Source organism: Variovorax sp. 278MFTsu5.1 (assembly GCF_048305045.1).
In the GTDB taxonomy this organism is placed as follows: domain Bacteria; phylum Pseudomonadota; class Gammaproteobacteria; order Burkholderiales; family Burkholderiaceae_C; genus Variovorax; species Variovorax guangxiensis.
In genome coordinates this window covers 2,184,992-2,208,662 of record NZ_CP157622.1, presented here as the reverse complement: position 1 = coordinate 2,208,662, position 23,671 = coordinate 2,184,992, and the positions used below count along the sequence as shown (strand labels likewise).

The 23,671-nt window shown below is 68.9% G+C and carries 14 protein-coding genes; 4 read left to right on the top strand and 10 right to left on the bottom strand.

The window, feature by feature from the left end:
- Positions 1 to 100 precede the first annotated feature (100 nt).
- Positions 101 to 970, top strand: a complete 870-nt coding sequence (locus ABL844_RS09930) for a hypothetical protein (protein WP_418131140.1) — start codon at positions 101 to 103, stop codon at positions 968 to 970.
- Positions 971 to 1,020: 50 nt separating this feature from the next.
- On the opposite strand, the gene ABL844_RS09925 is transcribed toward ABL844_RS09930, so the two are convergent.
- Genes ABL844_RS09925 through araD form a run of 4 tightly spaced genes read right to left on the bottom strand, consistent with a single transcriptional unit; the run spans position 1,021 to position 5,669 of the window.
- Complete coding sequence (locus ABL844_RS09925; RefSeq protein WP_418131139.1) at positions 1,021 to 2,127, bottom strand: SMP-30/gluconolactonase/LRE family protein; 1,107 nt, start codon at positions 2,125 to 2,127, stop codon at positions 1,021 to 1,023.
- 40 nt (positions 2,128 to 2,167) lie between these two features.
- A complete protein-coding gene (locus ABL844_RS09920; protein ID WP_418131138.1) occupies positions 2,168 to 3,148 on the bottom strand; it encodes a Bug family tripartite tricarboxylate transporter substrate binding protein in 981 nt (326 codons plus the stop codon).
- Between the two features lie 36 nt (positions 3,149 to 3,184).
- Positions 3,185 to 3,895, bottom strand: a complete 711-nt coding sequence (locus tag ABL844_RS09915; RefSeq protein ID WP_369658913.1) for a ribonuclease activity regulator RraA — start codon at positions 3,893 to 3,895, stop codon at positions 3,185 to 3,187.
- Between the two features lie 43 nt (positions 3,896 to 3,938).
- Complete coding sequence (gene araD, locus ABL844_RS09910) at positions 3,939 to 5,669, bottom strand: L-arabinonate dehydratase (protein WP_418131137.1); 1,731 nt, start codon at positions 5,667 to 5,669, stop codon at positions 3,939 to 3,941.
- Positions 5,670 to 5,783: 114 nt separating this feature from the next.
- On the opposite strand from araD, the gene ABL844_RS09905 reads away from it, so the two are divergent.
- The gene (locus ABL844_RS09905) at positions 5,784 to 6,473 is read left to right on the top strand and encodes a GntR family transcriptional regulator (protein WP_418131136.1); all 690 of its coding nucleotides are present in this window, start codon (positions 5,784 to 5,786) and stop codon (positions 6,471 to 6,473) included.
- A gap of 18 nt (positions 6,474 to 6,491) precedes the next feature.
- On the opposite strand, the gene ABL844_RS09900 is transcribed toward ABL844_RS09905, so the two are convergent.
- Genes ABL844_RS09900 through ABL844_RS09885 form a run of 4 tightly spaced genes read right to left on the bottom strand, consistent with a single transcriptional unit; the run spans position 6,492 to position 11,700 of the window.
- Positions 6,492 to 6,929 carry a CBS domain-containing protein gene (locus ABL844_RS09900; RefSeq protein WP_184635955.1) on the bottom strand — a complete coding sequence of 146 codons (438 nt, stop codon included), beginning with the start codon at positions 6,927 to 6,929 and terminating at the stop codon, positions 6,492 to 6,494.
- A 48-nt stretch (positions 6,930 to 6,977) separates the two neighbouring features.
- Positions 6,978 to 8,033, bottom strand: a complete 1,056-nt coding sequence (locus tag ABL844_RS09895; RefSeq protein ID WP_126024593.1) for a 2-oxoacid:ferredoxin oxidoreductase subunit beta — start codon at positions 8,031 to 8,033, stop codon at positions 6,978 to 6,980.
- The gene (locus ABL844_RS09890) at positions 8,030 to 9,880 is read right to left on the bottom strand and encodes a 2-oxoacid:acceptor oxidoreductase subunit alpha (RefSeq protein ID WP_418131135.1); all 1,851 of its coding nucleotides are present in this window, start codon (positions 9,878 to 9,880) and stop codon (positions 8,030 to 8,032) included. The genes ABL844_RS09895 and ABL844_RS09890 overlap by 4 nt, the downstream gene beginning before the upstream one ends.
- A complete protein-coding gene (locus ABL844_RS09885; RefSeq protein WP_418131134.1) occupies positions 9,877 to 11,700 on the bottom strand; it encodes an FAD-dependent oxidoreductase in 1,824 nt (607 codons plus the stop codon). The genes ABL844_RS09890 and ABL844_RS09885 overlap by 4 nt, the downstream gene beginning before the upstream one ends.
- Before the next feature lie 222 nt (positions 11,701 to 11,922).
- On the opposite strand from ABL844_RS09885, the gene ABL844_RS09880 reads away from it, so the two are divergent.
- Entirely contained in the window at positions 11,923 to 12,144 is a 222-nt protein-coding gene (locus ABL844_RS09880) for a hypothetical protein (RefSeq protein WP_240650786.1), read from the top strand.
- 24 nt (positions 12,145 to 12,168) lie between these two features.
- Here the strand turns inward: ABL844_RS09880 and ABL844_RS09875 are convergent, their stop codons facing one another.
- A complete protein-coding gene (locus ABL844_RS09875; protein ID WP_418131133.1) occupies positions 12,169 to 14,409 on the bottom strand; it encodes an ATP-binding protein in 2,241 nt (746 codons plus the stop codon).
- 114 nt (positions 14,410 to 14,523) lie between these two features.
- Positions 14,524 to 15,360 (bottom strand): helix-turn-helix domain-containing protein, encoded by an 837-nt coding sequence (locus tag ABL844_RS09870; protein ID WP_418131132.1) that lies wholly within the window; start codon positions 15,358 to 15,360, stop codon positions 14,524 to 14,526.
- Positions 15,361 to 15,641: 281 nt separating this feature from the next.
- Between ABL844_RS09870 and ABL844_RS09865 the strand changes: the two genes are divergently transcribed.
- A complete protein-coding gene (locus tag ABL844_RS09865) occupies positions 15,642 to 23,657 on the top strand; it encodes an SdrD B-like domain-containing protein (protein WP_418131131.1) in 8,016 nt (2,671 codons plus the stop codon).
- The last annotated feature ends 14 nt before the right edge of the window (positions 23,658 to 23,671 follow it).

Below are 23,671 nucleotides of genomic sequence, written 5' to 3'. Positions count from 1 at the left end.
GCAATGGCCCTGCGCGAGCCGCTCCTGTTTCGGGCAAATGCCACCCTGAGCGGAATGGCTTCGCTTCATTCATCGACGTTTTATTTTTTGAGGAAAAGACATGGCGTTCAATCCAGATCCATTCAAGCAGGCCGAGCTGGAGGTGGCGAACAAGAGCATGGGCTCGCAGATCGCGCACTCCCGCATCTTCCACTCGACGCGCAGTGCATTCTCGAGCGGCGGATCCCGCGCCAGCAAAGGCATCGGAGCCCTCGTGGGGGTGGGGAAACTGTTCCTTACCCTCATACCGGTGCCTGTCGTGGGGTCCGTCGTGGGCGCGGTTGTCGATGCGGTCAACGGAAAGGTCCGGGGCGCGCTTCATGAAGGGCATCTTGGTGCCACCGCCTCGAACGCGGAGGTGGCCAAGTTCGGCATCAAGGAGCTGACCGTCGAGAACCTGGACAGGTACCGCTGGAAGGTGGCCCATGCATTCGAAGAGCTCAACCAGGGAATCGAGGCCTACAACAACAGCGGCCAGACATGCGACGACATGTACCAGTTTGCTCTTCTGTACGAGCAGGTTCAGCGGCGCAAGAAGAGGCTCAACCAGGAATTGGGAAAGTTCAAGAGGGTGATGGACGCGGTGGACGGCTGGATCGCGGACCTGGAGCGCAACCAGGAGACGCTGCTCACGCAGGCCACCAACAAGATCATGGAGAAGACACGCAAAGAGATTGCCGAGATGGGTCTCCTGATTCCCGGCAATCCCGCTCATGACACCAAGATCCTGGAGCACAAGACGAAGCACGTGGGCTGCAAGCTGTGGTGCTATTGCAAGAAGGAAGCGAAATACGACCCCAGTACGAACTGGGAAGCCCTGAAGACCTACGCGGGCACGGTGACCACATTCCTGCAGCCGATTGCCATTTCGTCCATAGCGGTCACGAAGTCCGCCTACACCAGCGACTCCGACAATTCGAAGTTCAACTGAGCCACTCCTGCCCGGGCGCGGGCTCGGCACCCCCGCCCGGCAGCGGCCCCTCAAACCGCCCCGTGCGCCTCCACATAGAGCGCATACAGCGAATGGCTGCTCGCCATGTAGAGCCGGTTGCGCTTGGGCCCGCCGAACTCCAGGTTCGCGCAGCGCTCGGGCAGGCGGATGAAGCCGATGGGCTTGCCCTGCGGGTTGAAGACCTTCACGCCATCCATTTCCTCCGACTTGCCGGTGGGCAGGTAGGCCTTCATGCCGCCTCCGACGTCGGTGGGCTCCGAAGCGATGGCGCCGGAGTGGCCCCAGCCGCACCAGAGATTGCCGTCGCGGTCGACGCGGAAGCCGTCGAGCGAGCCGGGGCCGTCGGCGTCGATGAGCTTGGTCTTGTTCGAGACGCTCGTGCCGTCCGGTGACACGTCGTAGCTCCAGATGCTGCGGTTGGGCGTTCCCTTCCACTCGACGACGTAGAGCTTCTTCTCGTCGGGCGAGAAGGCGATGCCGTTGGGGTTGACGAGATCGGTGATGACCGCCGTGAGCTTGCCGTCGGTCGCGATGCGGTAGACGTTGGTGGTCGCCTGCTCGGACGGGGCCTTGCTTCCCTCCCATTCGCCGTTGATGCCGAAGGTGGGGTCTGTGAACCAGATGGTGTCGTCCGACTTCACGACGACGTCGTTGGGCGCGTTGAGGCGCTTGCCCTGGTAGCTGTCGGCGAGCACCGTGATGCGGCCGTCCTTCTCGGTGCGCACCACGCGCCGGGTGACGGAGTGCTCGCAGGTGACGAGGCGCCCCTGGCGGTCGCGGGTGTTGCCGTTGGCATAGTTGACGCCGGTCTTGTGCACGCTGAACTTGCCGGTCTTCTCGTCGTACTTCATGAGCCGGTTGTTGGGGATGTCGCTCAGCAGCAGGTAGCCGTGCTCTGGAAAGTACACCGGCCCTTCGGCCCAGCGCATGCCGGAGCCCAGTTGCTCGAGCGTGCTGCTGTAGAGCCGGTACCTGGTGAAGCTCGGGTCGAGGATCAGCACCGCCGGGTCGGGATATCGCTGGCTGGGCTTGAAGTCGAAGGCCTGCGCGCCCGCGAGCGTGCCGAAGGCTGCGGCGCCGGCGCCCGCGGCTGTCTTGAGGAATCGGCGGCGGTCGTTGTTCGTCTTGTTCTGCATCGGTTGTCTCCTGGTGTTCTTGTCGGTTGTTCCGGGGCGTTCAGTCGGCGACGGCGCCGGACTTCTTCACCAGCTCGGCCCAGCGCGGAATCTCCCGGGCCATGTGGTCGCGCAGCTCTTCTGGAGTGCTGCCCACGAGTTCCATCGCGAGCTGGCCCGAAAGCTTGGCCTGCACGTCGGGCTGGTGCAGCGCCTTCACGATCTCTGCGTTGAGGCGCTGCACGATGGGCTTGGGCGTGCCCTTGGGCGCATACACGGCCTGCCATGACGACATCTCGAAACCGGGAATGCCCGACTCGATCATGGTCGGCAGGTCGGGTACGAGCGCGATGCGCTTGGCGGTGGTCACGGCCAGCAGCTTGAGCTTGCCGCTCTTGACCAGCGGCAGCGCGGCCGTCACCTGGTCGAACATGAAGGGCACCTGCCCAGTTGCCACGTCGGTCAGCGCGGGTGGCGTGCCCTTGTACGGCACGTGGGTGAGCTTCACGCCGATGAGGTCGGCGAACATCTCGCCGGCAAGGTGCGTCGAGGTGCCGGCACCCGATGAGGCGAAGGTGCGCTTGCTCTCGTCCTTCTTCAGCAGCGCCACGAGGTCGGCCACCGAGTTCACGCCGAGCTGGCTGTTGACGATGAGCACGTTGGGCAGGCGCGCGACCAGCGAGACGGGCTCGAAGTCCGTCATCGGGTCGTACGACAGCTTCTTGTAGAGGCTGGCATTGATGGCGTGCGTGCTGATGGTTCCGCCGAAGAGCGTGTAGCCATCTGGCGGCGCCTTCGCCACGTAGGCGGCGCCGATGCCTCCGGCCTGTCCGGGCTTGTTGTCGACCACGACCGACTGCTTGAGGCTCTCGCCCAGCTTCTGGGCCAGCGTACGGCCCACGATGTCGGTGGAGCCGCCGGGCGTGAATGGCACGACGTAGACGATGGGCTTGGCGGCAGGCCAGTCGGGTGTCTGGGCCGTGGCGGCCAGGGGAAAGAGCGCAGCCGAAAGCAGCGCCGCAGTGAAGCGGATGAAACGCATGTCTTGTCTCCTTGGATTTCTGTGATCGATGCGGGCTCAGCGGCCGTTGGCCTGGCGCCAGGCGGCGAAGTCGGTGCGGCTGTGTTCGTCGGTGGGCGGATAGAGGCCGAGGATGGAGCGGCCTTCGAGCACCTTTTCCTGCACGAAGTCTTCGAAGGCGGTCATCTCGGTCGCCTCGGCGGCGATCTCGTCGGCCATGTGGGCCGGGATGACGATCACGCCTTCGGCATCGCCCACGATCACGTCGCCGGGGAAGACGGGCGCGTCGCCGCAGCCGATGGGCACGTTGATGTCGATGGCCTGGTGCAGCGTGAGGTTCGTGGGCGCGCTGGGGCGGTGGTGGTAGGCGGGAAAGCCCAGCTTCGCGATGTCGGGGCTGTCGCGGAAGCCACCGTCGGTGACCACGCCGGCCACGCCGCGCTTCATGAGCCGCGTGACGAGGATGCCGCCGGCCGATGCGGCGCGCGCGTCCTTGCGGCTGTCGATGACGAGCACCGCGCCCTCGGGGCACTGCTCCACGGCCTTGCGCTGCGGATGGTCGCGGTCGAGGAAGACGCCGATCTGGTTCAGGTCTTCGCGCGCGGGCATGTAGCGCAGCGTGAAGGCTTCGCCGACCATGTTGGGCAGGCCGGCGTTGAGTGGCCGCACGTCCTGGATGAACTGGTGGCGCAGGCCGCGCTTGAACAGGGCCGTGCACAGGGTGGCGGTGCTCACCTTCATGAGCTGCTCGCGGGTGGCGGGATTCACGTGGGGTCTCCGTTGTCTGGAAGTGGGTGGAATCGGGTTGGAATCAGAAGATGTCGGGCTCGGGCACCGGCTTGCCGAAGCTGGTTTCGAGGAAGTCGAAGTCGCAGCCCTCGTCGGCCTGGCGGATGTGGCGGCCGAACATCCAGCCGTAGCCGCGCTCGTAGCGCGGCGGCGGCGGCGTCCACGCGGCCTTGCGGCGGGCGAGTTCGGCATCGTCGATTTCGAGGTGGACGCTGCGCGCGGGCACGTCGACGGTGATGCGGTCGTCTGTCTGCACGAGTGCGAGCGGGCCGCCGATGGCGGCCTCGGGCGAGCAGTGCAACAGGCAGCCGCCGTAGCTGGTGCCGCTCATGCGTGCGTCGGACAGGCGCAGCATGTCCTTCACGCCCTGCTTCAGCAGCTTGGTGGGGATAGGCAGCATGCCCCACTCCGGCATGCCCGCACCGCGCGGGCCGGCGTTGCGCAGCACGAGGATGTCGTCGCCGGTCACGTCGAGCTCCGGATCCTCCACAGCCTTCTTGAGCGATGGGTAGTCGTCGAACACCAGCGCGCGGCCGGTGTGCTTCAAGAGGTGCGGCGCGCAGGCGCTGGGCTTGATGACCACGCCGTCGGGCGCGAGGTTGCCGCGCAGCACGGCCAGCGCGCCTTCGGCGTAGATGGGGTTGGCAAGCGGCCGGATCACGTCGTCGTCGTAGACCTCGGCGCCTTCGATGTTCTGGCCGATGGTGCGGCCGTTGACGGTGAGCGCCTCGGTGCGCAGGTGGCCGCGGATGCGCTCCAGCATCGCGGGCAGGCCGCCTGCGTAGAAGAAGTCTTCCATCAGGTAGGCATCGCCGCTGGGCCGGATGTTGGCGATGACGGGCACGCGGCGGCTGAAGGCGTCGAAGTCGTCGAGGCTCACGGCGTGGCCGGCGCGGCGCGACATCGCGATCAGGTGGATGACGGCGTTGGTGCTGCAGCCCATGGCCATCGCGCAGGCGATGCCGTTTTCGAAGTTGGCGCGCGTGAGCATCTTCGCGGGCGTCAGGTCTTCCCACACCATCTCGACGATGCGGCGGCCGCAGTCGGCGCTCATGCGGATGTGGTTGGCGTCCGCCGCGGGAATGCTGGACGCACCCGGCAGCGTCAGCCCCACGGCTTCGGCGATGCCCATCATGGTGGCGGCCGTGCCCATGGTCATGCAGGTGCCGTGGCTGCGGGCGATGCCGGCCTCCATCTCGGCCCAGGCCTGTTCGCCCAGGCGGCCGGCGCGGCGCTCGTCCCAGTACTTGAAGGCGTCGGAGCCGGAGCCCAGCACCTTGCCCTTCCAGTTGCCGCGCAGCATGGGGCCGGCCGGCAGGTAGATGAAGGGAATGCCCATGCTGAGCGCGCCCATGGTGAGGCCGGGCGTGGTCTTGTCGCAGCCGCCCATCAGCACGGCACCGTCGATGGGGTGGCTGCGCAGCAACTCTTCGGTTTCCATCGCAAGGAAGTTGCGATAGAGCATGGTGGTTGGCTTGACCATGCTCTCGGAAAGCGAGATGGCCGGCAGCTCGAGCGGAAAGCCGCCCGCCTGCAGCACGCCGCGCTTCACGTCTTCCACGCGCTGCCTGAAGTGCGAGTGGCACTGGTTGGCGTCGCTCCAGGTGTTGACGATGGCGATGACGGGCTTGCCCATCCAGTCGGCGTAGCTGTAGCCCATCTGCAGCACGCGCGAGCGATGGCCGAAGGAGCGGAAGTCGTCGGGCGCAAACCAGCGGGCGCTGCGAAGGGATTCGTAGGGGCGTTTCGTCAAGGGGTTGTCTCCATGGGCGCTGCACTGCAGGTGCGGCCTTGCCGGCCCGCGCCGGCGTCTTTCCGAGAATTAAAACACTAGTATATTAGTGCGTCAATGACACAATCGCCGGCGATGAGCGCCTCCCCGAAGATCCGACTTGACCGCACCCGCCTTGCCGCGCCCCAGGTGCTGGAGAAACTGCGCGAAGCCATCCTTGCGCTCGAACTCGTCCCCGGCACCGTGCTGCAGCGGCAGGAGCTGGCCGATCGTTTCGGCGTGAGCCAGACACCCGTGCGCGAGGCGCTGCTCAGGCTCGACGAGGAAGGGCTGGTGAACGTGTATCCCCAGCACGCGACGCTGGTGAGCCGCATCGACATCTCCGCCGCGCGCGAAGCGCACTTCCTTCGCCGCTCCATCGAGCTGGAGCTGGTGCACCAGCTGGCAATCGAAGAATCGCCGGGGCTGGTCGATCAGCTGAAGGGCGTCATCGCCCAGCAGGCATCGCTCGCCAACTCGCAGCGCTACAGCGACTTCGTCAGCGCCGACCGCGCATTCCATCGCCTGATGTACGAAGCCGGCGGCGTGCTGGGTCTGTGGGACCTGGTGGGTCGCGTCTCCGGCCACGTCGACCGGCTGCGCCGCCTGCACCTGCCGACCGCCGGCAAGACCGAGGCGATCCTGCGCGACCACCGCGCCATCGTGCGGGCCATCGAGGCGAAGAACCCGGACGCGGCACAGGCCGCGCTGCGCAAGCACCTGTCGGGCACGCTCAGCGCGGTGAACGAAATCTGCAAGCAGTATCCCGACTACGTGACCCCTTGAACGGGGCCTCGCCGCGCTTCAGCCCAGCGCGTCGTTCACCTGCTCCCTGAACTCGCTCAGGCTCACCGCCGCGCCGATCTCCCTCGGCAGCGCGTCGCGCACCGAGAAAACGCCCAGCACCTTCGCGCCCGCCACCAGCGGCAGATGTCGAAAGCCCCGCTCCAGCATCAGCACCACGGCGTCGGACACCAGCGTCTCGGGCGGCACGCAGATCGGGTTGGGTGTCATCACCTCGCGCACCGAGGTGCCGTCGGGGTCCAGCCCCTTGGCGAGCACGCGGGTCATGAGGTCGCGCTCGGTCAATATGCCCAGCAGCGTGTCGGGAAGTTCCATGACGAGCACGCTGCCGCAGTTGGCGCGCGTCATCACGCATGCGGCGTCGCGCACGGTGGCCTGCGGGGCCACGCTGAGCACGTGCTTGCGCGAAATCGATTGGAAAACGGTGCGCTCGGACATGATGCGCCCTCCGTGAGTCGAACCCTGAATGGTGCCGCCGGCCGTTGCTCAGCGCAAGGAGGCGTTGAGCCGTTCCAGCGCCTGGGCGCCGGGGCACAGCTGTTGCGGCCCCAACGCATTGAGCGGCCGGTCGCAGGTGTTGAGTGCGGTGTGCAGGTCGGTGGCCAGCGGGTCGACGTAGAGCAGCCCCGTCACCACCTCGCCCATCTCGTGATGCCGCTGCATGTAGGCCATGGCGGCGAAGCGGTCGCCCGGGTCGTAGTCCGGGTGCAGGCTGCGCAGGCGCAGCAGCGTGCCGTCGTGCTGGCGCACGTCCATCACTTCGCCGGGCTCCATGTCCACGGCGATCTCCTCCCGCCCGCTGATGAAGTCGATGCGGCTCACCGCCTCGTTGTGCTCGCGGATGTAGTCGTAGCTCTTGGTGCTGCCCGGATGGTTGTTGAAAGCCACGCAGGGGCTGATCACGTCGATGAAGGCCGAGCCTCCATGGCTGATCGCGCCCTTGATGAGCGGCACCAGCTGCGCCTTGTTGCCCGAGAACCCCCGGCCCACGTAGCTCGCGCCGAGCTGCAGCGCCATGGCCACCAGGTCGACCGGGCTGTCGGTGTTGACCACGCCCTTCTTGCTCTTGGAGCCCTGGTCGGCGGTCGCCGAGAACTGGCCCTTGGTGAGGCCGTACACGCCGTTGTTCTCCACGATGTAGGCCATGCGCACGCCGCGCCGCATGGCATGGGCGAACTGGCCCAGGCCGATGGAAGCCGAGTCGCCGTCGCCCGAAACGCCGAGGTACAGCAGGTCACGATTGGCCAGGTTAGCGCCGGTCAGCACGCTGGGCATGCGCCCGTGCACGGTGTTGAAGCCGTGCGATGCGCCGAGGAAGTAGTCCGGCGTCTTCGAACTGCAGCCGATGCCCGAGAGCTTGGCCACGCGATGCGGCTCGATGTCCAGCTCCCAGCAGGCCTCGATGATGGATGCCGAGATCGAGTCATGCCCGCAGCCCGCGCACAGCGTGGAAATCTTGCCCTCGTAGTCGCGCCGCGTGTAGCCCACCTTGTTGGTGGCCAGCGTCGGATGCCGCAGCTTCGGCTTGGCGAGGTAAGTCATGCGGCCTCCTTCGCATTGGTGGTAGTGGTGCCTTGCGCGCTCGTCTTGCCGGCGTGCGCCTCGATCGCCTGCACGATGAAGCGCGCGGTGATGGGCGTTCCGTCGAAGTGCAGCACACGCACCAGCTTCGCCGGATCGGCGTCCAGCTCGTTGACCAGCAGGCTGCGCATCTGCGCGTCGCGGTTCTGCTCGACCACGAACACGCGCGAGTGCTGCGCAAGAAACTCCACCACGCTCTCGGGAAACGGAAAGGCCCTCAGCCGCATCGCGTCGAGATGGATTCCGCGCTCTTCCAGCGCCTGCAGCGCCTCGTGCATCGATGGGCTGGTGGAGCCAAAGTAGATGACGCCCAGCTCGGTCTTCTGCGCGGCAGTCCGCAGCACCGGCTGCGGCACCAGCGTGGCTGCGGTCGCGAACTTCTTCAGCAGCCGCTCCATGTTGTAGATGTAGTCCGGCCCGCGCTCCGAGTAGCGCGCATAGGCATCGCGCGTCGTGCCGCGCGTGAAGTAGCTGCCCTTGGTCGGGTGCGTGCCCGGCAGCGTGCGCCAGGGGATGCCGTCGCCGTCCACGTCCTTGTAGCGGCCGAAGTCGCGGCCCGCCTCCAGCTCCTCGGCGGTCATGACCTTGCCGCGGTCGTAGGCCTTGCTGTCGTCCCACTCGAAGGGCTTGCACAGGCGCTGGTTCATGCCGATGTCGAGGTCGGTCATCACGAACACCGGCGTCTGCAGCCGGTCGGCCAGGTCCAGCGCCGCGGCGGCATGCTCGAAGCACTCGTGCGGGTCTTCGGGAAACAGCAGCACATGTTTGGTATCGCCGTGCGACGCATAGGCGCAGCAAAGAATGTCGGCCTGCTGCGTGCGCGTGGGCATGCCGGTCGAGGGGCCGCCGCGCTGCACGTTGATGAGAGTGACCGGAATCTCCGCGAAGTAGGCCAGCCCGATGAACTCCGTCATCAGCGAGATGCCCGGCCCCGAGGTCGCGGTGAAGGCCCGCGCGCCGTTCCATCCGGCACCGACCACCACGCCGATCGATGCGAGCTCGTCCTCGGCCTGCACGATGGCGAAGCGGTGCTGGCCGGTGGACTGATCGACGCGGAACTTGGTGCAGTACTTCTGGAAGGCCTCGGCCACCGATGACGACGGCGTGATCGGATACCACGCGGCCACCGTCGCGCCGCCGTACACGCAGCCCAGTGCCGCCGCGCTGTTGCCGTCCACGAAGATCCTGTCGCCCACCCGGTCGGCGCGCCGCACCTTCAGCCCCACGGGCTCGCGCAGGTTCTCGCGCGCGAAGTCGCAGCCCAGGTGAAGGGCCTGCACGTTGGAGGCGAGCAGTTTCTCCTTGCCCTTGTACTGCTCGCCGAAGAGCTTCTCGACCACCTCGGGCTCGATGCCCAGCAGGATGGCCAGCGCGCCCACGTAGACGATGTTCTTGAACAGCTGCCGCTGGCGCGGGTCCTGGTAGACGGCGTTGCAGATCTCGGTGAGCGGCATGCCGATCACGCGGATGTCCTCGCGGAACTTCGAAGGCGGCAGCGGCCGTGTGCTGTCGTAGAAGAGATAGCCGCCGGGCGCCAGCTCGGCGATGTCGGCGTCCCAGGTCTGCGGGTTCATCGCGACCATCATGTCGGTGCCGCCGCGCCGGCCCAAGTGTCCCTGCTCGGTCACGCGCACCTCGTACCAGGTCGGCAGGCCCTGGATGTTGCTGGGGAAGATGTTGCGCGGGCTCACCGGCACGCCCATGCGCAGGATGGCCTTGGCGAACAGTTCGTTGGCCGATGCCGAACCCGAGCCGTTGACGTTGGCGAACTTGATGACGAAGTCGTTGACCGCCTCGATCTGCTTCATGCGGTCTCCTTCCGGCTTTGCTCCGAGGTCTTTTCCTGCCCGGCGAGCGTCATCTTCAGCAGGAACTTCTGCATGTCCCACGCGCCGGTCGGGCAGCGTTCGGCGCACAGGCCGCAGTGCAGGCAGACGTCCTCGTCCTTCACCATCACGCGGCCCGTCTTCAGCCCGCCGGATACGTACAGGTCCTGCGCCAGATTGAGCGCGGGCGCCTTCAGGCGCGAGCGCAGCTCCTCTTCATCGGAGTTCTCGACGAAGTTGATGCAGTCCATGGGGCAGATGTCCACGCACGCGTCGCATTCGATGCAGGCGGGCTCGTTGAACACCGTCTGCACGTCGCAGTTCAGGCAGCGTGCGGCTTCCTTGAAGGCGGTGGCGGCGTCGAAGCCCAGTTCCACCTCCACCCGGATGCTGGCCAGCGCCGCCTCGGCCTTGGCCCACGGCACCTTGTAGCGAAGGTCGTTGGAGGTGTCGTTGTCGTAGCTCCACTCATGGATGCCCATCTTCTGCGACACCAGGTTGGTCATCGGCGGCGGGCGGGCCTCAATGGGCTCCGCGCGCAGCAGCTTGTCGATGGACACCGCGGCCTCGTGGCCGTGCGCCACGGCGGTGATGATGTTCTTCGGCCCGAAGGCCGCGTCGCCGCCGAAGAACACGTTGGGCACTGTCGACTGGAAAGTGTTCGCGTCAAGCACCGGCAGGCCCCACTTGTCGAAGTCGATGCCGCAGTCGCGCTCGATCCAGGGGAACGAATTCTCCTGGCCCACTGCCACCAGCACCTCGTCGCATTCGAAGTACGCCTCGGGCTCGCCCGTGGGCTCCAGCGTGCGGCGGCCCTTGTCGTCGTACACGGCCTTGACGATTTCGAAGCGCATGCCCACGAGCTTGCCGTTGTCGTGCACGAAGGCCTTGGGCACATGGAAATTGATGATCGGAATGCCCTCGTGCGCGGCGTCTTCCTTCTCCCACGGAGAAGCCTTCATCTCGTCGAAGCCGCTGCGCACGATGACCTTCACGTCGCTGCCGCCCAGGCGCCGGGCCGAGCGGCAGCAGTCCATCGCCGTGTTGCCGCCGCCCAGCACGATCACGCGCCGGCCGATGCTGGTCACATGGCCGAAAGAGACGGAGCTCAGCCAGTCGATGCCGATGTGGATGCTGGCTGCGGCTTCCTTGCGGCCCGGAATGTCCAGGTCGCGCCCGCGCGGCGCACCGCAGCCGACGAAGATCGCGTCCCAGCCCTGCCCCATCAGCGTCTTCATCGAATCGATGCGCTCGCCGCCGCGGAACTCCGCGCCCAGGTCGAGCACGTAGCCCGTCTCCTCGTCGATGATCGACTCGGGCAGGCGGAAGCGCGGTATCTGCGTGCGGATGAAGCCGCCGGGCTTGGCTTCGCCGTCGAACACCGTCACCTCATAGCCCAATGGCGCCAGGTCGCGCGCGACGGTGAGTGAGGCCGGCCCCGCGCCGATGCAGGCCACGCGCTTGCCGTTCTTCGGCACGGGCCTGGGCATGCGCGCGCGCACGTCCTCCTTCATGTCGGCAGCCACGCGCTTGAGTCTGCAGATGGCGACCGGCTCCGGGGCCTCTGTATTGCTTTCTTCCACACGCCCGCGCCTGCAGGCCGGCTCGCAGGGCCTGTCGCAGGTGCGCCCCAGGATGCCGGGGAAGACGTTGGAGACCCAGTTGACCATGTACGCATCGCCGTATCGGCGCTGCGCGATCATGCGTATGTACTCGGGGACGGGAGTGTGCGCCGGGCAGGCGTACTGGCAATCGACGACCTTGTGAAAGTAGGCCGGGTTGGCAATGTTCGTTCGCTGCAACACGTGTCTCCTGGCTGTCGCCCGGAACCCCGCAGGGGCCGACGAGTGGCTGGTGGTGTTTTTTGCGCAGTATGCGCCCCGCCTACGGAAGCGCAAGCTTGGTGGAATCCCGCACCGGGGCCGCTGGCGCTGCGGCCAAAGCATCTGCGCCGGGAGGGCGATTCCCCCATTGCGGTCTTCATGCGCTCACAATGTCCGCCGGTTACTCCACGGGACGACACCATGAGCGTTTTGCACATGTTTCTACCGGTATGCGAGCCGGCGCGCAGCGAGGCGCTGGCTCAGTTGCGGAAGACGCACCACCTGCCCCGCCACCTCGTCAAGGGCATTGCGATAAGGCACCACGCCGGGAGCGAACAGGCCGGCGCGCCCGACGCGCAGCAGGCCCAGCTGCAGGCACAGACACCGCCGCAGGAAGCACAGGCACAGGCCTCGCCGCAATAGCTCCGGCCCCAGCCGGGCCGAAGATCACTGGCTGGCGTTCGGCGTCGCGCGCGCCAGCAGCCGGATGTGCTCGAAATCGAGCAGGTCCAGTGCGTGCCGCACGGCCTCGACCAGCGCCGAATGGCGCGCGTCGGCCGCGAGGCGGTCGGCCCATTCGTGAAGGTCGCTCCAGCGGCCGTCCCGCGCGAGCGTTTCCAGTTCGTCGCGCACCGCCGCGGGCAACGGCTCGATGGCGGGCACCGGCATGCGCCTGGGCTTGTGGACCAGCGCCGGGTTCGGCAGCGGCCTTGCGAGCACGGGCACCAGTTCCTTCGGCGCCTCCTTCACGATCACCGAGAAGCGCACGCGCGTGCCCAGGTTGCGGCGGCTCTCCAGCTGCAGCCGCCCGCCCATGTGCTGCACGATGCGCCGGGCGATGGCCAGCCCGAGCCCATGGCCGTTGGAACTGGGCGCACCCTGCTCGAAGGCGCGCATGATGCGCGCCTGCTCTTCCTTCTCGATGCCCACGCCGCTGTCCCACACGTCGAACTCGAGCCGCCATGAATCCTCGCGCGGCCGGGCCTGCACGCGCAGGCCCATCTTGCCGTCGCGCGTGAACTTCGCGGAGTTCGACAGGAGGTTCAGCAGCAGCTGCTGGAAGCGCTTGCTGTCCAGGTACACGGCGGTCGGCAGGGCGCCGAGCACGTCGAGCTCGAAGCGGTTGTGCTGGCGCTGCGCGAGCGTGTCGGCGTACTGCGCGATGTCGTCGATCAGCGCACGCAGGTGCACCGGCTTCGCTTCGAAGGAAAAGGGCAGCAGCTCGCTCCTGGCGTAGTCGAGCAGGTCGTCCACGAGCGCGAGCTGGTAGGCCGCGCTGCGCTCGATGGCCTGCAGCCTCTCGGGCGGCACAGCGTCGTCGTCGTTGAGCCGGCGCACGTTGCCGATGATGGTCGACAGCGGCGCGCGCAAGTCGTGGCTGATGTAGGCCAGCAGCTGCGTCTGCTCGCGCGCTTGCTGGTCGGCCTGCTCCAGCGCCGCGTTCAGCGCGTGCGTCTTGCGCTCCACTTCCTCGCGCAGCCGCTGCTGCTCCTCCGCCTGCCAGTGCGCCAGCGTGCGCTGCGCCGAATGCCGCTGCCGCGACAGGTGCTGCGCCCACGCCGCCAGCGCCACCAGACCGACCAGCATGCCCGGGAAGCCCAGCGCATAGGCGTCGAAGCCGCGGATCATGTGCGCCGGCATCGCCAGCTCGACCAGCCGCAGGCACACGCCGACGGCGACGATGCTCATCACCGGAAACGCCAGCCTCCCGCCCGGCCCCGCGCGGCGCATGTAGATGAAGGTGCTGACGGTCAGCGAAACCACCACCAGCGGCGCGCTCAGCGTGCCCGCCATCGCGAAGGGCGCATAGGGGCCGACGAGCGTGCCCAGCACCACCACGCACTGCGCGAGCGCGAGCACGAAAAGCCATCGCAGCCCGGGCACGCGCACCGGCCCGCGCCGCGACACGGTGTACAGGTACCACATCAGCGAGAGCACGCAGCAGCCCGCGGTGACGCCGGCCGCGCGGTAGCTCCACTCGATGCTGTCGGGCCACAGCGCGAGCCGCGCGTGGCCGCGGTACGTGCTCTCGTAGAGCGCCACCAGCGCGAAGCCCATGCTCTGCAGCGCCATCGCGAGGTTGCGCGAGATGACCCACAGCGACAGCGAATACACCGACAGCACCAGCAGCCCGCCGATGAGCAGGCCGTCGATCAGCGCGTGGCTGCTTTCCGACATGCGCCAAGCCTCCGCCGAATACAGCTTCGGCACGAGCTTGACGCTGCTGTCGGTGCGCACGCGCACCAGCACGCGCGCCTGCTCGCCGGGGCGCAGGTCGAGGTCGAGCGTAGGCACGCGGTCACGGTCGCGGCCCGCGCTGGAGCGCGCCGACACGCCCGCCTGCTCGTGCGTCCAGCTGGCCCAGCCGGCGAGTTCGCGGCGGGCGTGGAAGTCGACGAACTGCAGCCAGGTGGCATCGAGCACCAGCCGCAGCGGCTGGATGGTGGCGCTGCCGTTCACCACGGTCAGGCGCAGCCAGAAGGCGGATCTGGAGAAGCCCGGACGCATGCGCGCGGAGTTACCGGGCTGGAAGCCGTCGGGCGAGTCGTCCGGCAGCGCATCGACCTCGTCGAGCGTGAGCTGCGCGCCGGTGTCCTCGAACATTTCGACGCGCGTGTCGAGCAGCACCGGCCAGCGGGTCTCGTCGTCGATGCGCAGCACGTCCGCCCAGGCGGCGGGAAGCGCCATCAGCCAGAGGACGGCGCACAGCAGGAGCGCGCGAGCGCAGTGAATGCCGCGAATGCCGTGAATGCCGCGAATGCCGCAAGGGCCCGGGGTGGTCACCGCCTTTGCGCTGCCGCGTCAGGCCGAAGGCACCGACGGCGGCGCGGCTGCCGCGGCGCGCGCCTGGCGGAATGCGGTGGGCGTGCGGCCGAAACGTTCGCGGAATGCGGTCGAGAAATTGGCGGCACCCGAAAAACCCACTGCCAGAGCCACTTCTTCCACGCTGAGCGCCGAGCCCGCGAGCAGCCGCTGCGCCTCGGCAAGCCGGGCCTCGCGCGCGAACTCGAACACCGTGCGGCCGGTCTGCTCCCTGAACACGCGCGACAGGCGCTTCTCGTGCGTGCCCACGCTCGCGGCCAGCGCGGGCAGCGCCGGCACGTTGGCGAGGTCGGCGCGCACCAGCCGCTCGACGGCCTGGGCGAGCACACGGTCGGCATGGTCCGCAGCGGGCTCGCCACGGGCGTGCTCCAACGCGCTCTCGGCCTCGTCGATGCAGGCCTGCGCCTGCTCGCGGCAGCTCGCGAGCGCGAGGTGCACCGCCACGCGCGCCAGCACTTCCGCCGGCTCGAAGGGCTTGAGGATGTAGTCGACGGCGCCTTCGCGCAGGCCGGTGAGGCGCTCTTCCACCGAGCTCGACGAGGTCACGAAGATCACCGGGATGCGCGCGGTCGCGCGATCTGCCTTCAGCAGCCGGCAGGTGGCGTAGCCGTCGGTGGCGCCCATGCGCACGTCCAGCAGCACCAGGTCGGGCTGCAGCGCGGTCGCACGCCGGTAGCCCTCGAGCGCATCGAATGCGAGGCTGATGCGGTGCCCCGCCTCTCGCAGCGTTGCCAGCAACAGCTGCAGCTCTTCGATGTTGTCGTCGATGACGAGGATGTGCGCGCGCCGGGGCGGCGTGGTCGACCAGTAGGACATGGGCGTCGAGCGTAGGAGTGCGTCGCCTAAACGCAGCGTGAATTAGTTCACATTCAGTTCACATTATGTTGCATTAGTAAACAAATGTCATCATTGGCAAAGCTTTTGTCCTGAATCGCAAAAGTGGCCCCTGGGGGGCCGCCGAAGAATCCCGCCCTTTCCGGAGCACCCCGCCGCCTTCGCGGCGCCAGAACGAAAGGTGCCCGGCCACCAGAGCCATCACGAGGGACGGGATGTTCAGGACCCCATCGAATCTGTCGCACGCGCAGGAGCGCCGCGACTTGTCTTCCAACGCCGCGCGACTGCGGCACTGCCTGAGGCGCATCGCCGCGCCTCTCGCGGGGCTGCTCTTCGCCACCGCCGCGCACGCGGTGCCGCAGGTGTCGAGCCTGGTGCATTCGCCGGACATCCTTCCCGCCGGCGGCACGGTGACGAGCACCGTCACCATCGCCGAGACCGACAGCCTGCCGATCGGCGCACCGGGTGCGTCGTTCACATACACGATTCCCGGCAATTCGATCTACATGGGCACCGGCACGGTCCCCGTGGGCAGCTGCTCGGCGACCATTTCCGTGGGCACGGCCGGCCCCGGCACGCTGACCTGCTCGGGCATCACGCTCGCGGCGAACCAGCTTCGCGACTTCCAGGTGCTGCTGCGCACGGTCTCGCAGGGCACGCTGACCGTGACCGCCACACCCAGCGGCGGCGGCTCCAGCGAGACGAAGATCATCACCGTGAACCAGGGCGCCGACGTGGCGGTGGCCATCAGCGCCCCGGCCACCGCGCCGAGCGGCTCGACGGTGCCGATCGTCTTCACGCTCACCAACAACGGCCCCGACACCAGCACCGGCTCGACGCTGACCTACCCGATTCCCACGGGCCTGTCGGTGTCGGGCAGCGGCCTGCCTTCGGGCTGTTCGATCACGGGCAGCGAACTGCGCTGCAACGTGCCGGCCACGCCGGCCACCGCCGGCAGCAACAGCCGCACCTACAGCATCAACGCCGTGGTCACCGCGGGCGCGGGCTCCACCATCACGCACCAGCCGGCCGTGGCGGCCGCGGGTTCGGTGGAGGACGGCGTTTCCACCAACAACGGCGCCACCGCCAACACCACCGTGACGGCGGGCTACGTGCTCGCGCTCGCGAAGAGCCACGACGGCGGCCAGCTGCTGGTGGGCCAGCGCTTCAACTTCAGGCTGAGCCCGAGCTTCAGCGGCACCGCGCCCACGGGCGTGACGCTGACCGACACCATTCCCGCCAACTTCGCGATCCAGACGCTGCCCAGCCAGCCGGCCGGCTGGAGCTGCTCCGCCAGCGGCCAGACGGTGAGCTGCACGCGCAGCAACATCGGCGGCAGCGGCGGCGCGAACGTGGCGCTCGGCGACATCGTGGTGCCGGTCATCGCGATGACCGCCGGCACCGGCATCGTCAACGAAGCCACCGTGAGCGCGACCGGCCCCATCGCCAACTCGGCCACCGGCAGCGTGCCGGCCGACGTGGCGGTCTCGGCCACCGACTTCCGCGCCGACAAGCGCCGCGGCTGGCCGCAGAACAACGTGCCGCTGGGCCAGGCCTTCGACTACCAGGTCGGCAGCACCAACCTCGGCGGCACCCGCCTGCTCGCGGGCAGCACCATCCAGCTGGTGGACGACCTGCCCGCCGGCGTGCAGATCAACAGCGTCACCCAGCGCGACGGCTACACCTGCACGGTGACCAAGGGCGGCGCCACCGTCGTGCCGACGCCCGCGACGCCTGTGCCCGGCCCCGCCACCGTGACCTGCACGCGCACGCTCGCGGCCGACATCGGCGTGGACACCTCCAACGGCAGCAGCGCGCGCAACGGCGGCTACATCATCGTGAACGCCACCATCCCGTCGCTGCCGGCGGGCGGCCAGATCGTCAACAGCATGTGCGTGAACGTGGCGCTGCCCGCGGCAGCGCCCACGCTCGGCGCCGACCCCGACGCCAACACCGGCAACGACTGCGTGAGCCTGGGCACCGGCGCGAACGACGGCGCCACCGCGGCCGACGTGAAGGTGCTCAAGCGCGTGGTGGGCATCGGCGACGGCGCGGGCAACCGGCAGGTCGCGGGCCAGGACGTCACCTGGCAGATCGAGGTGGTCAACGCCGGCCCCTCCGAGGCGCAGAACGTGGTCGTCACCGACGCCTTCGCCCAGGTGATCGGCGCGGGCGCCGTCACCCAGACGCCCAACGGCGGCACCTTCGCGGGCACCTGCGCGCTGCCGGCCAACGGCAGCGGCTTCGGGCAGGCGTCGCTGTCGAACTGCACGCTGTCGACCCTGCCGGTCTGCCGCGCGAGCACCGACCCCGCCAGCGCCCTGCCGCTGTGCCCCGTCATCCAGGTGGTCGCGAAGCACTACGGCGACGGCGCATCGGCAACCGATCACGGCTTCCAGATCAACAACACCGCCAACGCGCTGGCAACCACGCCGGCCGATCCGAACCTGGCCAACAACGACGGCAGCGCCACCGCCTACCTGCTGGCGCGCGCCGATGTCACGGTCACCAAGTCGGCAAGCCCCGCCACGGTGCCGGTCGGCCAGCTGCTCACCTACACGCTCACGGCACGCAACCAGAGCCTCGCGCAGGGCAACATGAGCCGCGCCTACGACGTGCACGTGGTCGACACGCTGCCGGCCAACCTGATGTTCATCTCCGCCACCGCCTCTGGCGGCGGCAGCTGCAGCACGCAGCCGAGCAAGACCCAGCCCACGGGCACCGGCACCACCAACAACCAGCTGGAGTGCGCCTGGAGTTCGCTGGACCGCAACGTGCAGCAGACCGTCTCGGTGCAGGTGCGGCCGCTGTACGTGCTCAACGGCTCCACGGTGACCAACAGCGTGCACGTCTCCACGGCCACGCCGGAGATCAGCACCACCAACAACGACGCCACCGTGCCGGCCACCATCGGTGCGCCGGTGTACGACCTGGTCGTCACCAAGCGCGACGACGTCGACCCGGTGAACGTGGGCGACGACGTGGGCTACACCATCACGGTGTCGAACAACAGCGCCTCGACGGCGGAAGACGTGCGCATGGTCGACACGCTGCCGCTGCCAGGGCCGAGCGGCGAGGCGCCGCCCACGCTGGTGTCGGTGACCGCGCCGGGCGGCACCACCTTCGCGCTGGCCAACGGCGCCGCGATCGGCTCGGCCGGCGGGCAGATTGTCTTCACCATCCCGACGCTGGGCGGCAAGCAAGGTTCGTCGGGGGCAACCGGAGAGCCCGACACGCTGCAGTTCCGCGTGGTGCTGCGCGGCGTTTCGCGCGGCACCTTCCAGAACAACGCCAGGGTCGACTTCTTCGAAGCCGCGCGCAACGCCTTCGACACCGTGCAGGGCAACAACGCGGTGGCCGAGAACACCACCTTCCGCTTCAAGGCCGACGTGCAGGTGGTCTCCAAGGCCGCCGTCGTGGCCGGCACCAACACGCCGCTGGGCACCGTCTCCTCGGCGGTGCCCTTCGACTGGATCGTGCAGCTGCGCAACAACGGCCCCGACAGCGCCGAAACCACCGCCTTCACCGATAACCTGCCCGCACCGCTGGTGCTGGCCGGCACGCCGGTGTTCACCGTGACCGGGGGCAGCTTCACGCCCGCCGCGCCCACCTGCATAGGCACGGCCGGCAGCAGCGCCGTGAGCTGCGCCATCGCTTCGATGCCGGCCAACGGCACGGCCACCGTGCGCATTCCGGTGCGCTTCAGCGGCGCGGCGCCGGCCAACGGCACCGTGCTCACCAATCGCGCCCACATCGTCACCACCGGTTCGGGCGACACCAACGGCGGCACTGATCCGGACGGCGGCAACAACTTCAACGACGGTTCCGTGACCGTGCAGAACAGCGCGCTCTCGGGCCGCGTGTATGAAGACCTCAACGGCAACGGCCTGATCGACGGCGGCGAGCCCGCCATCGCCGGCGTGACCATCCGCCTGACCGGCACCGACAGCTCGGGCAATGCGGTCTCGATGACCACCACCACCGACGCGGGCGGCAACTGGGCCTTCACCGTGCCCGCAGGCACCTACAGCGTGACGGAGGACCAGCCCGCCGCATACCTGCCCGGCATCACGCGTGCCGGCACCGTCAGCGGTGCGGGCAGCACGCCCGGCACCGTGCCGCCGGGCACCGGCAACGGCCCGAACGGCTCCAACGCCAACCGCATCGACAACATCGTGCTCGGCACGGGCGGCGCCTCCAGCGCCAACAACTTCGGCGAGGTGCGCGCCTCGAGCCTGGCCGGCCGCGTCTACCAGGACGCCGACTACAACAACACGGCCAGCCCGGGCGATCCCGGCATCGCCGGCGTGACCGTCACGCTCACCGGCACCGACATGTTCGGCAACCCGGTATCGCTGACCACCACCACGGCGGCCAGTACCGGCAACTACGCCTTCAACAACCTCACGCCCGGCACCTACGTGCTGACCGAGACGCAGCCCGCGGGCTTCGCCGACGGCAGCGACACGGCCGGCAGCGCCGGCGGCACTGCGGGCAACGACGTGGTGAACGCCATCGCACTGGCTTCCAACGTGAACGGCACCGGCTACAACTTCGGCGAGCTGCTCACCCGCATCACCACGCGCGTGTTCGTCGACGGCAACAACGACGGCGTCCCGCAGGCGGGCGACACCGGCATCCCGAACGTCGAACTGCGCCTGACGGGCACGGACGCCGCGGGCAACGCGGTGAACCTGCTCGCAGTGGCCACCGGCACGCCGGGCGGCTACGAGTTCCGCAACGTGCCTCCCTCGGGCGCGGGCGGCTACACCATCACCGAGACGCAGCCGGCCAACTACGCGCCCGGCAAGGCCAACAACAACGGCCAGCCCGGCACGCCGCAAGGCGGCGGCAACGTCATCGGCGGCGTGACCGTCCCGGGCACCAACGTGCCGCTGACGCAGGGCGAATACTGGTTCGGCGAACTGCTGCCCAGCGGCATCTCCGGCCGCGTCTACTACGACCGCGACGGCAACGGCGCGCAAGGCGCGCCGGCCACCGAGCCGGGGCTGGCGGGCGTGACCATCACGCTCACCGGCACCGACGTCAACGGCCAGGCGGTGTCGCGCACCGCCACCACCGACGCCAGCGGCGACTACAGCTTCCCGAACCTCGCACCGGGCAGCTACGCCGTGACCGAGGCGCGCCCCGCGGGCTACCTGCCCGGCATCACGCGCGCCGGCAACGTCAGCGGCGCAGGGAGCACGCCCGGCTCGGTGCCCACCAGCGGCAGCGGCGTGAGCAACGGTCCCAACGGCTCGACCGCGAACGTCATCCAGAACATCGTGCTGGGCGCGGCGGGCGCGGGCTCCACCGGCAACAACTTCTCGGCCGTGAAGCCGGCAAGCCTCTCGGGCTACGTGTACGCCGACGTGGCCCCCTCCAACGGCACGCGCGACACCGGCGAGCCCGGCATCGCCGGCACCACCATCCGCGTGACCGGCACCGACTTCCAGGGCAACCCGGTCGACCGCACGGTGCAGACCGCGGCCGACGGCCACTACCTGGTGGACGCGCTCACGCCCGGCACCTACCAGATCGACGAGACCCAACCCGCCGGCGTGGCCGACGGCCCCGAGTCGCTGGGCACCGTGGGCGGCGCGCCGCGCGGCACCGCCAACCCCGGCGGCACCAACGACCGCTTCGGCGGCCTGGCGCTGGTGTCGGAAGACGCGGGCATCGACTACAACTTCGGCGAGCGCGGCGGCCAGATCGCGGGCTGGGTGTACGTCGACACCAACAACGACGGCGTGCGCCAGCCCACAGAGGCCGGCATTCCGGGCGTGACGCTCACGCTCACCGGCCGCTCGGCCAGCGGGCTCGCGGTGAATGCCACGGTGGTCACCGACGCGAACGGCCGCTATGTCTTCACCGGCCTGCTGCCGGCCGACGCGGCGGGCTACACCATCCGCGAGACGCAGCCCGTGACCTACGCCGACGGCCTGGACGCCGTGGGCACGGTCGAGGGCGCGGCCACCGGCACGCTGGGCAACGACGTCATCGGCGCCATCGCCTACCGCGGCGGCAACGGCGACAACTACAACTTCGGCGAACGCGGCGCATCGCTGGCGGGCACCGTCTACAACGACGCCAACCGCAACGGCAAGCGCGAGCCGCAGGACCTGCCGATCGCGGGCGTGACCATCACGCTCACCGGCACCGACGCGGCCGGCCAGCCGGTGACGCGCACCGCCGTCACCGACGCCAACGGCCGCTACGAGCTGCCCGGCCTGCCCCTGCCCGGCAGCGGCGGCTACACCATCACCGAGACGCAGCCCAGCGGCTACGACGAAGGCATCGCCATCCCCGGCACGCTGGGCGGCACCGCGCAGGGCACGAACCAGATCCGCGTGAACTTCACCGGCCTGGAAGCCAACGGCACCGGCTACGACTTCACCGAGCACAGCAACCAGCCCGCGTCGCTCACCGGCACCGTGTGGTTCGACCTGAACCACAACCGCACCCGCGAATCGGGCGAAGGCCAGGGCGAAGGCTGGACGGTCGAGCTGATGCGCTGCGCCGACGGCGGCAACGCCTGCGCGGAGAACGCGGCCACCGTGCTCTACACCGTGACCACTGGCGCCGACGGCAGCTACCGCTTCGGCGACCTCGTGCCCGGCGAATACCGCGTGCGCTTCCGCTCGCCCGACGGCCGCGTCGTGGGCGGCGTGTGGCCGACCGACGCCGCGCAGAACGGCGCCAACGGCCCCTACCCGACGCCTGCCGCGAGCGACCCGCGCTTCAGCATCAAGGTGCGCGTGAGCGCGGGCGCCAACATCCAGAAGCAGGACCTGCCCTACGACCCGGGCGGCGTGGTGTATGACAGCGTGAGCGGCACGCCCGTGCCCGGCGCGCTGGTGAAGCTGGTCGGCCCGGCGGGCTTCGACCCCTCGCAGCACCTGCTCGACGGACGCGACAGCTACACCACCGGCACCAGCGGCTACTACGACTTCTTCGTGCTGCCGGGCGCGCCGGCCGGCGAGTACCGCCTCGTCATCACGCCGCCGGGGGCCTACCTGCCCTCCTCGATGTACCCGCCCGCGGCCGGCGCGCTCGGCACGCAGTCGTGCGCCGCGCCCGCCAACGGCCCGGCACCCGCGCAGACAAAGCCCTGCGTGGTGAGCCCCGGCGCGGCACTGGTGCCGGGCGCGGGCTACTACATGCTGTTCAACATGCCGGGCGGCGGCGGCCAGCACGTGGTGGCCAACAACATCCCGCTCGATCCGTCGAACGCCACGCTCATCGAGCTGCGCAAGACCACCTCGAAGCTCACCGTGAAGAAGGGCGAACTGCTGCCCTACCGCATCACGGCGCGCAACACGCGCGGCACCACGGTGCCGGGCGTGGCCGTGGTCGACACGCTGCCGCCGGGCTTCCGGTACATCCAGGGTTCGCTCAGCGTGCGCACGCTGCCCGGCGGCGTGGCGCTGCCGGTGGTGCCGCAGGTCAGCGGCCGCCAGGTGATCGTGCCCGGCCAGAACTTCGCGCCCAACGAGACCAAGGAATACCTGATGGTCGCGGGCGTCGGCGTGGGCGTGGGCGAAGGCGAGTTCGTCAACCAGGTCGTCGCCACGCAGGGCGTGGGGGGCAGGACGCTGTCGAACCTGGCCACCGCCAGCGTGCGCGTGGTGCCCGACGCCCTCTTCGACTGCACCGACGTGATCGGCAAGGTCTACGACGACAGGAACGCCAACGGCTACCAGGACGACGGCGAACCGGGCCTGGCCAACGTGCGCATCGCCACCGTCAACGGCGTGCTGGCCACCACCGACGCCGAGGGCCGCTACCACATCGCCTGCGCCGCCATTCCGAAGGAAGGCACCGGCAGCAACCTGGTGCTCAAGCTCGACGAGCGCACCCTGCCTTCGGGCTATCGCACCACCAGCGAGAACCCGGCGGCCGAGCGCGCCACGCGCGGCAAGGTGCTGAAGATCAACTTCGGCGCCACCGTGCACCGCGTGGTGCGCCTCGCGCTGCAGGGCGCGGCCTTCGACGACGGAGCCGCCACGCTGCGCGCCGCCTTCGCGGGCGAACTCGACCGCACGGTCGCCGTGCTGGCCGAGAAGACATCGGTACTGCGGCTGGCCTACAAGGCCGCGCCGGGCGAGCCCGGCTCGCTGGGCCGCGACCGCACCGACGCGGTGAAAGCCGCTGTGCTCTCGCGCTGGAAGCAGCTCGGCGAGCAGCGCGCCTCGCGCAACGAGCCGCCGCTCTTCAACCTGGACGTCGAGATCGAACTGGTGCCTGCCGCCGCCTCTTCCGACGAGGCCAAGCCATGACGCGAGGAAAAGAC

What these genes read in the sequence shown, in the direction of transcription:
- ABL844_RS09895 (WP_126024593.1), bottom strand. Translation starts at nt 8,033, where the DNA reads ATGACTTACCTCGCCAAGCCGAAGCTGCGGCATCCGACGCTGGCCACC.
- ABL844_RS09900 (WP_184635955.1), bottom strand. Translation starts at nt 6,929, where the DNA reads ATGTCCGAGCGCACCGTTTTCCAATCGATTTCGCGCAAGCACGTGCTC.
- ABL844_RS09875 (WP_418131133.1), bottom strand. Translation starts at nt 14,409, where the DNA reads ATGGCGCTTCCCGCCGCCTGGGCGGACGTGCTGCGCATCGACGACGAG.
- ABL844_RS09925 (WP_418131139.1), bottom strand. Translation starts at nt 2,127, where the DNA reads ATGCAGAACAAGACGAACAACGACCGCCGCCGATTCCTCAAGACAGCC.
- ABL844_RS09890 (WP_418131135.1), bottom strand. Translation starts at nt 9,880, where the DNA reads ATGAAGCAGATCGAGGCGGTCAACGACTTCGTCATCAAGTTCGCCAAC.
- ABL844_RS09870 (WP_418131132.1), bottom strand. Translation starts at nt 15,360, where the DNA reads ATGTCCTACTGGTCGACCACGCCGCCCCGGCGCGCGCACATCCTCGTC.
- ABL844_RS09905 (WP_418131136.1), top strand. Translation starts at nt 5,784, where the DNA reads ATGAGCGCCTCCCCGAAGATCCGACTTGACCGCACCCGCCTTGCCGCG.
- ABL844_RS09930 (WP_418131140.1), top strand. Translation starts at nt 101, where the DNA reads ATGGCGTTCAATCCAGATCCATTCAAGCAGGCCGAGCTGGAGGTGGCG.
- ABL844_RS09920 (WP_418131138.1), bottom strand. Translation starts at nt 3,148, where the DNA reads ATGCGTTTCATCCGCTTCACTGCGGCGCTGCTTTCGGCTGCGCTCTTT.
- ABL844_RS09880 (WP_240650786.1), top strand. Translation starts at nt 11,923, where the DNA reads ATGAGCGTTTTGCACATGTTTCTACCGGTATGCGAGCCGGCGCGCAGC.